Below are 13,435 nucleotides of genomic sequence, written 5' to 3' on the forward strand. Positions count from 1 at the left end.
GGATTGAATTTTCGGCGAAGAGCCTGAACATATGAGCAACATCTATATCATTTATGGGAGGTTTTTATCAACATGGCAAAAGATATCCGTTTCAGTGAAGACGCACGCCGCTCCATGCTGCGTGGTGTAGACGCTTTGGCTAACGCTGTAAAAGTGACGCTCGGACCTAAAGGCCGCAACGTCGTTCTGGAGAAAAAATTCGGCAGCCCGCTCATCACCAATGATGGTGTGACGATCGCCAAAGAAATCGAACTGGAAGACGCTTTTGAAAACATGGGCGCTCAACTGGTCAAAGAAGTAGCGACGAAGACGAACGATGTAGCCGGTGACGGAACAACGACGGCTACAGTTCTGGCTCAAGCTATGATCCGCGAAGGTCTGAAGAACGTAACTGCAGGCGCTAACCCTATGGTGATCCGCAAAGGGATCGACAAAGCGGTTAAAGCGGCAGTAGCCGAGCTGAAGAACATTGCGATCGAGGTTAAAGCTAACCATGAAATCGCACAAGTTGCTTCCGTTTCTGCAGCTGACGAAGAAGTAGGTCAACTGATTGCTGAAGCGATGGACAAAGTGGGCAAAGACGGCGTTATCACCGTCGAAGAATCCCGCGGGTTCGCAACGGAGCTGGAAGTCGTGGAAGGCATGCAGTTCGATCGCGGCTACATTTCTCCATACATGATTACGGACACGGATAAAATGGAAGCCATCCTTGAAAATCCATATATCCTGATTACCGATAAAAAAATCAGCAGCACACAAGAAATCCTGCCGCTGCTTGAGAAAATCGTTCAACAAGCAAGACCGCTTGTCATCATCGCCGAGGACATCGAAGGCGAAGCTCAAGCGATGCTGATCGTGAACAAACTGCGTGGAACATTCAACGCTGTTGCCGTTAAAGCTCCTGGCTTCGGCGACCGCCGCGAAGCAATGCTGCAGGATATCGCTGCTCTGACTGGCGGCCAAGTGATCACCGAAAAGCTCGGTCTGGATCTGAAGACCACATCCATCGAGCAATTGGGTAATGCACGCCAAGTGCGCGTTACTAAAGAAAACACGACGATCGTGGACGGAAGCGGAGACAAGAACGACATCAACGCCCGTATCTCGCAAATCCGTGCACAGCTGGAAGAAACGACTTCCGAATTCGACAAGGAGAAACTGCAAGAGCGTCTGGCTAAATTGGCTGGCGGCGTAGCGGTTATCAAAGTCGGTGCTGCAACCGAAACCGAACTGAAAGAGCGCAAACTGCGCATCGAAGACGCCCTGAACGCAACCCGCGCTGCGGTTGAAGAAGGTATGGTTTCCGGTGGCGGTACGGCCCTCGTGAACGTATACCATGCGGTAGCTGCTGTTGACGTGACTGGCGACGAAAAAACAGGCGTGAACATCGTTCTGCGCGCTTTGGAAGAGCCAATCCGCACCATCGCTGCCAACGCGGGTCAAGAAGGCTCCGTTATCGTGGACCGCTTGAAAAAAGAAACCGTGGGCATCGGCTATAACGCTGCAACGGACGAGTGGGTGAACATGTTCGAAGCAGGGATCGTTGACCCTGCGAAAGTAACGCGTTCCGCTCTGCAAAACGCGGCTTCCGTAGCTTCGATGTTCCTGACTACCGAAGCTGTCATCGCCGACAAGCCTGAACCAGAAAAACCAGCTATGCCAGATATGGGCGGCATGGGTGGAATGGGCGGCATGATGTAATAAAGGGCCCAATTACCCTGATATAGCAATAAAGAGAAAGGCTCCCGCGAGGGAGCCTTTTCGTATATACTCGGTAGGAAACTTAACTCGTGCTTGATCGTCTCGTTTAGGATGCACTTGGAAATTTAACACTACTTGTGTTCCGTTGGAAAGTTACTGTCATTCTCTGCAAAAAAAGTAGTCTCATTTCCTGATTGGGGTTTTATCACCGTCCCATTTTTTATGACTTCAAGTTTCTTGGTTCTCCAAAAAATTCCCCCCGAAACTTTTATCATCGCATCTAGCTCTTGTCCGTCATCAAATTTTTAATGCTGATGATCCTGCCCGGAGCGCGGACCGCCGAAGCGTTCGTCCCGCGGTACTCTGTCTGGCCCCCATCCAAGATTGGGAAAGCCCATCTTTCTTTGAAACCGGAATCCGTGAGGCCCATTGCCGTTCGGGCCGAAAGGAGGCCGATGACGTCCATGTCCGCCCCAGAAATCCCCAGAACCTGCATCGCCTCCCAACTGCTGCTCCATCTGATCGATCAATCGATTCATATATTCGCTTAATTTGGCCTGCTCTTCTTCATTCAGGCAATCGAAGAGCTTGTTCTCATCCTGCTGCCGCTGTTCGAGCTGATCGGCGGCTTTCGCCCCGGCTTCCGTCAGTTTTACGTTCATGACCCTGCGGTCATCTTCCGACGGGGCTCTCGTGATTAAGCCATTCCGCTCGAGTTTGGTGAGGAGCTCGCCTAGAGACTGATTACGCATATTGAGCACATACGTCAACTCCTTTTGCGTAATTTCAGGTTTTATCTTCAGAAGCGCGAGCACCCGTCCTTGTCCCCGGTGGGGATCTCCGAAATGATCCTGATCTCCGCGAACATGAAACTGATATCTGCGCAGCAGCTTCATAAACTGAAATATTTGTTCCATTAAGCTTGTATTGTTTTCGTTCATGGTTCGTTCCTCCTTAATATTCAGGTGCCTGATAATAAGGTACCTTGACATCATCATACAGGTACCTTATTATCAAGTCAATATCTGATCCATGTATTCATAACCATAGGGAGGGTGACCCATGTCCAAAATGTATGGGGGAGGCATGCCGGGGGCGGGCTTTGGCCGGATGAAATTCGATGACACCCAGCAGAAACCCAATATGTCGAAGGCTATGCTGATTCGCATTTTCACGTATTTCAAGCCATATTGGAAGCAGACGATGCTGGTGTTGTTGATCCTGCTGGTTTCGTCTTTATTGGGGCTGCTGCCTCCGATTCTGATCCAGCGGATCGTCGATCATGCGCTTCCGGACAAAAATATGAGACTTCTGGCGGAGCTGGTGCTGGTTTCGCTGGGAACCACAGTCGTGTCAGGACTGCTCGGTGTATGGCAGAGCTATTTAAACTCTGTTATCTCTCAAAGCATCGTTTTCGACATGAAGAATCAGATGTACAGCCATTTGCAGCGGATGCCTCTGCAGTTTTTCTCCGCCGTCAAGCAGGGTGAGGTCATTACGCGGATGACGAGCGATATTTCCGGCATCCAAGGCGTCTTCAACAGCACGGTGATCAATTTTGCCAGTAATCTGTTCGTGCTTTCCACCACGGTTGCCACGCTTGTGATCATGAATTGGAAGCTAGCGGTCATGGGCATCTTGATCGTGCCATTGTTTATTATACCGACAAGAAAAATGGGCAACGTGCGATGGAAGCTGGCCAAACGGACGCAGGAAAAAATGTCTGAACAGAACCATATCATTCAGGAGACGCTGAGCATCAGCGGTTATTTGTTGATGAAGCTGTTCACGCGGGAAGAGAAGGAGTATGACAGCTTCAGAACCATTAACAGGGAGTCGACGCGGCTCCAGATCCGCGAATCCATGGCCGGCCGCTGGTTCATGATGATCTTGTCTACGTTTACGAGCCTGGGACCGATGCTTATTTATCTGTACGGAGGTTACCTGTTCATCCATGGAGAAATTACGGTCGGAGCGATTATCAGCTTTGTGGCGCTGCTCGGACGGATTTACGGCCCCTTTGGCCAGATGACGAATCTATACGTGGATATTAAAAGATCGGTTGCGCTCTTTGAACGTATTTTTGATTATTTTGATATGGAGCCCGGAATCGTGAATCTGCCCCCTGCCAAGGCCGTGAACTTAATGAAACAAGACATCGTTTTCAAAGACGTGTGTTTTGCGTACCAGAAGGATAAACAGGCCTTGCAGGACATTTCGTTCACCGCAGCCTCCGGCACAATGACTGCCCTCGTCGGCCCGAGCGGAGCCGGAAAAACGACCATCACCAACCTGATTCCGCGTCTTTACGAGAGGGATGCCGGAAGCATCCGCATCGGAGGGACGGATAATCGCGATATGACGCTGGAATCCTTGCGCTCGCAAATTGGCCTCGTCACACAGGATAGTTACCTCTTTAACGGAACGATACGAGAGAACTTGCTGTACGCAGACAGCGGTGCAAGCGAGGAAGAGATGATGAAGGCCTGCAAAGCGGCGTATATTCATGATTTAATCACCGGGCTACCCGAAGGGTACGACACGGTCGTCGGAAACCGGGGAATCAAGCTGTCCGGAGGCGAGAAACAGAGAATTTCCATTGCGAGAGTTCTTTTGAAAAACCCGTCCATTATTATTATGGATGAGGCTACCTCATCGCTGGACACGGCATCGGAATATTACATTCAAAAAGCGATGCATCTCCTTCTGAGGGACAAAACGAGCATCGTGATCGCCCACCGCCTCTCCACGATCATGGCCGCCGATAAGATTCTCGTCGTTAAGGATGGAGCTATTATTGAGGAAGGAAATCATGGAGAACTTCTGCTTAAAAACGGGGTTTATACCGATCTACACAGCAAGCAGTTTGAACGAAAAGCATTCAGCACCGAATTGTAGTCTACGATATGACATTTTTTCATACCCCCTGCTTGATGTTCATGACTTCCCTGGAGTAGGACGTCGGACGGATCGTGGATGGGGAAACACGAATGAAATCGCCAGTCCACGAACCGGCTGGAAGACAGTACGCGGTTTAAAGAAAGGGGCTCAAATGACTGGAAACGAGTAAGAGTAAACGTTAGGTACATTCCCTCCATGTACTTGACGTTTTTTTGCTGCCGGGACAGCGAAAAACGCATATGAAGCTGCTTATGTGTCATGGGCGGCTGGGTGCAGACTAGGCATTTCAAAGCCTCCGGCCGCAACCGCATACGTTTCCATGCTATCCGTAACGCGCATGATGATGCTGCTCAGCCGGAAATCCTGACTCTTCCGAGCGTGAATTTCGATCCGATTTGCGGCTATTTCTAGGACATCTCCCTGATTTTACATTGCGATAACAATTCAAGATTAATATGAGAGAAAATGTAGATTTAAGGTGTGGTGAATAGGTTGATTACTGCAATTGTCGACGTCGGATCGAACACGATCCGTTTGACCGTATACCAATACGAAAGTCAGGATACACAGGTATTATTTCATCGCAAGACTATGGCGGGGCTCGTCCATTATATTGACAAGAAGCGCATGAATGCCGCTGGCATACGCGTCGTCTGCCAAACCTTGAGCGACTATATGAACATGCTGCAGCAGCTGCCCGTAAAACCGGACAGCATTCATGTGTTCGCAACGGCCGCCATCCGCAATATCTCCAATACCCGGGAAGTGGTCAATGCGATTCGCGAAAGCGCCGGAGTTGAGGTGGAGGTGATTTCGGGCGATGAAGAGGCCAGGCTCAGCTATGTGGGAGCCATGCACAGCGTGGAGCTGGAGGAGGGCGTACTCGTCGACATCGGCGGCGGAAGCTCTGAAATTGCCGTTTTTCAAAATAAAGAGATTTGTTACAGCGACAGCCTGCCCATCGGATGCTTAAATGCCTATGAGAAATGCGTCGAGAAAATTATTCCGTCCGAAAAAGAGCGTCAAGCGATTGCAGAACTGGTACGAAAACAGCTGCAGGCCATGTCCATCCCGGAACTTGGCCCCCTACCGATCTGCGGCGTGGGCGGCACGATTCGCGCATCCTTCAAATTGAAGGGTGTTCTTGGCGAAACAGACAACGCCAACCAATTGAGCATCGAGGAGCTGCAGGGGATGATTCGGCGTTTTAAGAATCACAAGAAAAAGCATATCGCTCCCATTCTGATGAAAACGCCGGATCGGATTCACACTCTGATACCAGGGATGATTTTGCTTAACGAAATCGCCCGGTTTTTTCAAACCGAAGTTGTGCATATCAGCCGCTGCGGCGTTCGAGAAGGATTTTTATATGATCGCTTAGCCAAAGGGAGTGAAGAGTAATGACGACCTCCACGCCACTGAGAACACAAACCCCTTATATGCAGAACCGGGAGCTATCCTGGCTAAGGTTTAATGAGCGCGTGCTTGAAGAAGCGATGGACGAGCGGGTTCCGCTGTTCGAGCGTCTGAAGTTTGTTTCCATCTTCACCAGCAATTTGGATGAGTTCTATATGATTCGGGTCGGCAGTTTAACCGATTTGGCCGGTATGAAGGAAGAGCATCGGGATAACAAAACCGGATGGACGGCCCAGGAACAGCTGAATTGTATTTATGAGGCCACAGAGCCTTATTATGAGAAGCGAAACGCTATATTTGCCCAGATCGAACAAGCCTTGGAGAACTTTCAGATTTACCGCGTCGGCATGGATGACCTCAGCAAGCAGGAAAAAAAGTTCATTGAGGATTATTATGAAAAGCATATTTTCCCTGTCCTGTCGCCGATCGTGGTCGATTCGCATCATCCGTTTCCGCATCTGATGAACAAGCAGCAGTACGCGATGTGCAGTTTCGAGGACAAGAACCAAACGCTCGGCATTATACCGGTCTCCCCGTCTTTTCCGGACTTCATCCAATTGCCTGGAGATTCGTTCCGGTATATATTGACGAGCCATGTCATTCTTGGATATGCCAAGCAGCTGTTCAATATGTATAAAGTGAGCAGCGCCCAACTGGTATCCGTTACCCGGAACGCCGACATTGCGCTGGAAGACGAACACTTGGAATACGACGATGATGAAGATATCCGGCAGCTGATGAAGAAGACGCTCAAGAAACGGGCGCGTCTGGCACCGGTCCGATTGGAGGTCGAAGGCCAGCTTCCCAAACGCGTCGGGCAATTGTTGTGCGACAAGCTGAATCTGAGCCGCAAACAAGTGTTCAACAGCGTGGCCCCGATCGTGCTGAATTATCCGTTCGAGCTGATCCAGCGCATGCCGGAGCATTTGGAAATGAAGTGCACGTATCCTCCTTTCAAGGCTAACAATCCTCTCGATACGCAGGCCTACCCTACGGTCACGGAATGGTGCCTGAAGGAAGATATGATGCTCTTTTACCCCTATGATTCGATGGAGCCTTTTCTGCAGCTGCTAAAGGAAAGCGCCGAGGATCCCCATGTCGTCTCGATCAAGATTACGATTTACCGACTGGCTCAGCACTCGATCATTACGCAATATTTATGCCTTGCGGCCGAGAACCAGAAGGACGTCACCGTCTTGATTGAGCTGCAGGCGAGATTCGATGAACAAAATAACATTGAATGGGCCGAGCGCCTGGAAGAGGCTGGCTGCCAAGTCATCTATGGCGTCGAAGGCTATAAGGTACACAGCAAGATATGCCTCATTACCCGCAAGGACAGGAATAAAATTCAATATATTACGCAGATCAGCACGGGCAATTACAACGAAAAGACCGCCAGACTGTATACGGATGTCTCGATGATGACTTCGCATGAAGAGATCGGACGCGATGCGGACGCATTTTTCAAAAATATGGCGATGTCGAATCTGGACGGGCAGTACCGGCATTTGCTCGTCGCGCCGAATCATTTTAAGCAGCCCCTGCTTGAATGCATGGACCGGGAGATTGAGAAAGCCGGGCGAGGCGAGCCTTCCCGGATTTTGATGAAATCCAATTCCTTGACGGACCGGGAAATTTTGCAGAAGCTGTTCGAGGCCTCGGAAGCCGGCGTTCCCGTACAGCTCATCATTCGCGGGATCTGCTGCCTGCTGCCGGGAGTCCCGGGAAAAACGGAGAATATCACGGTTCGCAGCATCGTTGGACGCTTTCTGGAGCATTCCCGGATCTTTTGCTTCGGTGCGGATGAGGACTGCTCCATCTACATTTCTTCAGGGGATTTAATGACGCGCAGCACGACCCGCCGCGTCGAGACGGCTTGCCCGGTTCTTGACCCGGGACTGAAGCAGCGCATCCTTCATCATCTGGATATCATGCTGCAGGACAATGATAAAGCAAGGCAGATGTCCAGCAATGGGCAGTACAAACGGCTGTCCTCGCCGTATGAGGCCAACCTGATTGACAGCCAGAAACAATTCATCCAAGAGGCGATGCAGGACATGGACAGGCAGCAGCCGAGCCATTTGCGCTTTTGGCGCAGGTGGGGCCGCTTGCTGCCACTGATTGGGCAAAAAGGGGACGCGAAAGATTAAACCGGTACCCATACACTGGACACTTCAAAAAAGTGATTAGGTGTATTGGTACCTTTTTTATTTTAGCGATTAACCTTCCCCTTTTTGAATCCACTCCCCGAACTGCTTCATGGCTTTCTCGCTGTGCACGTATTTGTATTTTTTGCCGTCGTCGTAATGGAAAATCGCCGCGCTGTCCTCGTCGCCTTCGATTTCGGACGTGATCGAGAGGATGCGCTGGGTGTCGAGCAGCTTGAAATTACCTTGGTCGTCTTCGGCGGGAATCGCCTGTTGCTTTGGTTCTTCTTCCATGTTCATGGGTGCAGCCTCCATAGGTCGTTTTGTCTTATTGTACCCGAATGGAAAACGATTTGCATGGATGCTGCGGTTTTTCTCATTACGCCTAATTCTCCAACCTTCATCAGGTAACACCGAAGAAGGCGAATAGTCCACTCCCATAATACGCATTGGACATATACATATGGCATATACACATACTCCTAATTTTTCAAGGGAAGGTGCCGAGGAATGGAAAAGGGAGGAAAAATAAAGCGCAAATACGTAAAGCAAAAAATAAAATGCATCGGCGCTAAAAGAATCAAAAAGACCATCGTTTGCAAAAAAACGAAGCATAGAAGAAAACGGAAGATCCATACTTTTATGGATCAGCATGCCTTACAAGCAGCAATTGAGGAAGCAAAAGCACAAATCAAAGCAGAGCTGGCCCTGTTGGTCGGGATGCACGGCCCTCAAGGCGGGCGAGGTACGGATGGAACGGCGGGACTGCCCGGGGTTCAAGGCCCACAAGGCACGCCGGGGATGCAAGGCCCTTCCGGGACGGAAGGTCTTCGCGGGCCAAAGGGTCCGCAAGGTCTGCAGGGTCTTCCCGGACAACCGGGAGGCCCTGGCCCCCAAGGAGCAACAGGGATGCAAGGGGCGCCAGGCGCACCGGGCCTTCAAGGGCCTGCAGGACCAGAAGGTCCAGAGGGTCCGCAAGGCCCGCCTGGACCCGTAGTGATCCCAAAGATAACGGTGTTACCAACGGCCGCTCGTTATTTTTATGAGCCGGAGACCGATCTGGATTTAACGGAGTCGGCTGAGATCGCAGCGAACCAATTTACGAATGATGAGGGAGAAGCGGTTGCCGATTTTACGACGCTTGGCCCCAATAGTTTCAGCAACCTCTATATCAACGGGATTCTCCAGCCGGGTAATTCGTACAGCGTCAATCCGTCGAGACTATATTTTCCGTCGCAAAGCACGACCCTTTATGCGGGGACCCCCATTATATTGGAAACGGTGCAGTTAACCGCGAATGTTACAGTCTAGCAATTTTTAGTATGTTCCCCCCAAGCCAATCCTATCCTTCTTGCATTTAATATTGTAGAGGACAGGTAGATTTCTAAGGTGTTTCCTTGGAAACCTATACCTTCCTCAACAAAGAAGGGAGGGGAGAAAATGCCAATCGTAACCCCATATCAAAACAGCGTAAGATTCACTTCGACCATTGGTGCAGGTACCGGAACAGGAGCGACCTTTGCCATTGCGGCAACGGCCTTCACCAATGACGCCGGAGTGGCGGCTACGGCATTTCCGGGTACGTTTAACTACTACAACCTTTATTTGAACGGTTTGATGCAAACGGCTGACGTTTCTTCGACTACAACAACCACCCTGACCATTCCCGGAGGTAATGTGTTGGACCCAGGCACTCCAGTTGTCGTTCAGTTTGTTGTTTCTTAAGAAGGACGAGGACTAACGGATGAACCGGAGGTCCTCCTTTTGCATCTTATTTTGAATTCAGGGCAATTTCCTCGATCAATTTTTCCCCTTCGTTCCGTACGTTTCCTACCGATCTCGACACGGGGTAGGAGTACATGTCCTCTGCATCGTAAGGCTGCAGCAGTCCCTGCAGTAAATCTTTATCGGTTACTCCGGGATCCAGCCATATCTTCAGCTCCTCCTAGCCAAGAATGACGGGCATACGGTTATGGACTTTCTCCATTTATTACCCAAGAATGAGTGTCGCGCAAATTGAAACGAAGATGCAGCAGCGGCGTATTATAAATCATTCAAATGGAAATGAGGTTAATCGCCAATGCGTTATTTATTATGTTTTCTTCCGCCGCTTGCCGTTCTTAGCTGCGGTAAATTGGGACAATTCATCTTAAGCATCATTCTCACATGTATCGGTTATATTCCTGGTGTCATTCATGCGATGCTTGTGGTTCATTCATATAAAGAAGATCAACGGGCGGATCGGATTGTCCGGGCGATTCGGGAACAGCATCGATAAAAAATGTACATTCCCGGGAAATCCGGCGATTCGTGATGTAGGTCAGAAGATAACGGCTCCCAGAGGGGAGCCATTTTTCATGTTATAGGTTCATTTCATGTTGTTCTTCTCAGTCCGTTCGTTAACTAATCAAGGATATTAACATAGGATTCACTTTCTTGTATAATTAAGGAAATTTTTATGCGAGGTGGATGCGTTGAAGCGTTTTTCCTTAGGGGATAAAATTCTGATCTTTTTCCTGCTCGGGTTGGCGGCGCTGTTCATTATCAGTTTCTTTGTAGTGCGTTACATCATTCAGCATGTGTCATTTGCTCCGTAAGTCTGCTGACCCGCTTCGCGCGGAATGGTCCTGTGCCCGATCCCGTTCTATCTATAAAGGAGTCGATACATATGCCAACGCTGCTAATGGAATCGTGTTTGTTGCAATTGGATGGTTTGCTAGAAAAAGGCCGGAATCGGGTGGTTCCGAAGATTCGGTAAGGATTGGGCTACGGAGATTAGCGAGGATCGGCGATGGTACCTTCGCTTTGTCGGCATGATCCTTATGATCTTCGGTGGGCTGCTGTGTTTGGCAGGTGTGTTCAGTATTTGAATACAAAAAACCTCTCTGATCCCAGAGAGGTTTTTCTCGTAAGTCTGTGCTGCTTACAGCGTCAGGCCGCCGTCCACGAGGACCACGGAGCCGACCATGTAGCTCGAGCGGTCGGAGGCCAGGAAGGAGACCATTTCGGCCAATTCTTCCGGCTGCGCGTAGCGGCCGATCCGCATGTTGCTGACTTCTTCAGGCATATAGGCGCCCGATTTGAACTGCTCCTCCACGCTTTGGGTCAGCGAGGTTTGCACGCCGCCAGGGCAGATGGCGTTGACCCGGATGCCCTTTTTCACGTACTCCATGGCTGCCGACTTCGTCAATCCGATCACCGCATGCTTGGTTGCGGAGTACACGGATACGCTGTGCTCACTGCGGATGCCGGCGGTCGACGCCGTATTGATGATCGAGCCGCTGCCCTGCTTCTCCATCACTTTGAGTACATATTTCAGCCCCAGGAAGGCACCCTTCATGTTAACGGCAACGAGGCGGTCGAATTCTGCCTCTTCCACGTCGGCCAGCAGCGAAAATTTCTGGATGATGCCGGCATTGTTGAAAAAGGCATCGATCCGGCCGTAGGTGTCCACAGCGGCATTGACGTAACGCTGCACGTCTTCGCTTTTGGATACGTCCGCCTGAACGAAAATGCCTTCGCCGCCCTGCTCATGGACCATCCGCAGCGTTTCTTCGCCGGTTTCGCGGTTAAAGTCGACCAGCACGACTTTGGCCCCATTGGCGGCCATCTTTAAACTGCTGGCTCTGCCGATTCCGCTTCCGGCGCCGGTGACCAGCACGATTTTATTTTCCAATTCCATCGTAAATTCCCCCTAATCGTTGATCATGATCTGTTCATTGACCATTGTACGAGGGTTTGATCGACAATAATTGTACTTTTCTACGCTTAATTGTATTATTTTAATGCAAAGAAACCGTTGTCAATTTGCCGACACAAGGGGGGAACGTCATGCGGTTCGCGCTGGAAGAAATGAAATACTTATGCCACCATCTTCATGAGGCTCATGGCGTGTCTGTATTTTACGTCAACGCCCGCGGGCAATTTGAATATGAAAGTCCGGCTGCGAGTATCCGTCAGAGCCCATATTATGTGCCGCTTCAGGAGCAGATCAGGGAATATGCGGCAAACGGCGAGCTGGGGAACATGCCGGCCTTTTTTTCGATCGCCAGGCTGAATTTTTTTCGAATCGGCCTGCAGGATGATGAAGCAGCTCTGGGGCAAATCGTGGTCGGGCCCTGTCTCGATGCCGGGCTGGACGAAACGCAAATCGATTACATCACGGAGCTGATGCACGAGTTTTCCAATGTCCGGGTGCTGATCGAGTTTTATCAATCCCTGCCCGTCATTGGCCCGGAGCGGCTTCGCTCCATGAGCCTGTTGGTTTACAGCCTGCTTTACCAGGAGCTGTTGGACCCGGCCCTCATCGTGGAAACCGGCGGTGAGCATCCACCAGGGAAACAGCCATCTCATGAGACCGATCTGGAGATTTCACGGGAACGGATGAACCTGATCTCCCATACCAACCTTTCACACGAGCGGGTGCTGCTGGACTATGTCCGCAAGGGGCGCACCGATAAAGTCCAGGACGTCGTCCGTTATTCCATGATCGGAGAAGACGAGCTGGGCAAGCTGTCCCGGCGCAGCCGGATCCGCAGCGAGAAAAACCTGATGATTACGGGCGTGGCTTTAATCTGCCGGGCGGCGATCGAAGGCGGGCTGAACGAGGAGACGGCCTTTACGCTGAGCGATTACTATATACAGCAATTGGAGGAGCAGGAAAGCCTGCAGGCGATATCCAAAGTGATGACCGAGGCGGTCTTCGCGTTTACAGACAGGGTATCCAAGGTCAAGGAGCAGCAGTATTCGTCGACGATTACCGCCTGCCAGCACTATATTTCCGACCACCTTTACGACGATATCACACTTGAGCAGCTGGCGAAGCTGACCTATTTGAGTCCCAATTACTTATCCAGCCTGTTTAAGAAAGAGGTAGGCGTCTCCATCAGCGAATATATCCAGCGCGAAAAAATTGACGAGGCGAAAAAGCTGCTGTCGCTAACGAAATACAAAGTTTCGGACATCTGCTCATGGCTGAACTTTAACGATCAGAGCTACTTTAACAGGGTGTTTAAAAAAGTTACCGGCGTGACGCCAAAGCGGTACAGGGAGGAAGGTGCAGCAGGACGAGCGGCGGAAAAACCGAAGCCTCCGGGATGAGCCGGATTACAAAATGAACAAGCTTCCAGCAGGCGTGACTTGCAGGGGGCTTTTTTGCATTCCATGAATTGGCGGTTTGACAATCCGCTATTTCCGTCCTAATATTATACCCATAGGGGTATACGTATAATGCCCCGAAGTAAAAGTAATTCATCCCGGTTTCATTTTAA

At 50.4% G+C, this 13,435-nt stretch carries 12 protein-coding genes and 1 pseudogene; 9 read left to right on the forward strand and 4 right to left on the reverse strand.

What is annotated here, in order from left to right:
• Positions 1 to 72 precede the first annotated feature (72 nt).
• Positions 73 to 1,701, forward strand: a complete 1,629-nt coding sequence (groL, locus tag CJP46_RS08725) for a chaperonin GroEL (RefSeq protein ID WP_094595247.1) — start codon at positions 73 to 75, stop codon at positions 1,699 to 1,701.
• Positions 1,702 to 1,790: 89 nt separating this feature from the next.
• Here groL and CJP46_RS08730 read toward each other — a convergent pair.
• Together CJP46_RS08730 and CJP46_RS08735 are read right to left on the reverse strand one after the other, a co-directional pair.
• Positions 1,791 to 1,976: pseudogene (locus CJP46_RS08730) on the reverse strand (VOC family protein); the annotation flags it as partial.
• Positions 1,977 to 2,006: 30 nt separating this feature from the next.
• Positions 2,007 to 2,642 (reverse strand): MarR family winged helix-turn-helix transcriptional regulator, encoded by a 636-nt coding sequence (locus CJP46_RS08735; RefSeq protein WP_094595248.1) that lies wholly within the window; start codon positions 2,640 to 2,642, stop codon positions 2,007 to 2,009.
• A 121-nt stretch (positions 2,643 to 2,763) separates the two neighbouring features.
• Here CJP46_RS08735 and CJP46_RS08740 point away from each other — a divergent pair, with 121 nt between their 5' ends.
• The 3 genes from CJP46_RS08740 (at position 2,764) to ppk1 (ending at position 8,168) form a co-directional block, all read left to right on the forward strand.
• Positions 2,764 to 4,599, forward strand: coding sequence for an ABC transporter ATP-binding protein (locus CJP46_RS08740; RefSeq protein ID WP_256992269.1), 1,836 nt, complete (start codon positions 2,764 to 2,766; stop codon positions 4,597 to 4,599).
• A gap of 495 nt (positions 4,600 to 5,094) precedes the next feature.
• Positions 5,095 to 6,003, forward strand: a complete 909-nt coding sequence (locus tag CJP46_RS08745) for a Ppx/GppA phosphatase family protein (protein WP_179281101.1) — start codon at positions 5,095 to 5,097, stop codon at positions 6,001 to 6,003.
• The gene (gene ppk1 / locus CJP46_RS08750) at positions 6,003 to 8,168 is read left to right on the forward strand and encodes a polyphosphate kinase 1 (protein ID WP_218831026.1); all 2,166 of its coding nucleotides are present in this window, start codon (positions 6,003 to 6,005) and stop codon (positions 8,166 to 8,168) included. Before CJP46_RS08745 ends, ppk1 begins: the two co-directional genes overlap by 1 nt.
• A 69-nt stretch (positions 8,169 to 8,237) precedes the next feature.
• On the opposite strand, the gene CJP46_RS08755 is transcribed toward ppk1, so the two are convergent.
• The gene (locus tag CJP46_RS08755) at positions 8,238 to 8,465 is read right to left on the reverse strand and encodes a hypothetical protein (RefSeq protein ID WP_089549950.1); all 228 of its coding nucleotides are present in this window, start codon (positions 8,463 to 8,465) and stop codon (positions 8,238 to 8,240) included.
• A gap of 342 nt (positions 8,466 to 8,807) precedes the next feature.
• On the opposite strand from CJP46_RS08755, the gene CJP46_RS37375 reads away from it, so the two are divergent.
• From CJP46_RS37375 to CJP46_RS37020, 4 genes are all read left to right on the forward strand, one after another.
• Positions 8,808 to 9,476 (forward strand): DUF4183 domain-containing protein, encoded by a 669-nt coding sequence (locus CJP46_RS37375; RefSeq protein WP_218831027.1) that lies wholly within the window; start codon positions 8,808 to 8,810, stop codon positions 9,474 to 9,476.
• A 129-nt stretch (positions 9,477 to 9,605) separates the two neighbouring features.
• On the forward strand, positions 9,606 to 9,890 hold the full coding sequence (locus CJP46_RS08765) for a DUF4183 domain-containing protein (protein WP_094595251.1): 285 nt from the start codon (positions 9,606 to 9,608) through the stop codon (positions 9,888 to 9,890).
• Between the two features lie 355 nt (positions 9,891 to 10,245).
• Positions 10,246 to 10,443: a YqaE/Pmp3 family membrane protein gene (locus CJP46_RS08770; protein ID WP_076174899.1), complete on the forward strand. Its 198-nt coding sequence runs from the start codon at positions 10,246 to 10,248 to the stop codon at positions 10,441 to 10,443.
• A 196-nt stretch (positions 10,444 to 10,639) separates the two neighbouring features.
• Complete coding sequence (locus tag CJP46_RS37020) at positions 10,640 to 10,762, forward strand: hypothetical protein (protein WP_256992339.1); 123 nt, start codon at positions 10,640 to 10,642, stop codon at positions 10,760 to 10,762.
• A gap of 326 nt (positions 10,763 to 11,088) precedes the next feature.
• Here CJP46_RS37020 and CJP46_RS08775 read toward each other — a convergent pair whose 3' ends face one another.
• On the reverse strand, positions 11,089 to 11,847 hold the full coding sequence (locus tag CJP46_RS08775; protein WP_094595252.1) for an SDR family NAD(P)-dependent oxidoreductase: 759 nt from the start codon (positions 11,845 to 11,847) through the stop codon (positions 11,089 to 11,091).
• Between the two features lie 149 nt (positions 11,848 to 11,996).
• Here CJP46_RS08775 and CJP46_RS08780 point away from each other — a divergent pair, with 149 nt between their 5' ends.
• Positions 11,997 to 13,265 (forward strand): AraC family transcriptional regulator, encoded by a 1,269-nt coding sequence (locus tag CJP46_RS08780; RefSeq protein ID WP_094595253.1) that lies wholly within the window; start codon positions 11,997 to 11,999, stop codon positions 13,263 to 13,265.
• Positions 13,266 to 13,435 lie beyond the last annotated feature (170 nt).

The sequence above is a fragment of the Paenibacillus sp. XY044 genome (assembly GCF_002257645.1).
Classification (GTDB): Bacteria; Bacillota; Bacilli; order Paenibacillales; family Paenibacillaceae; genus Paenibacillus_AQ.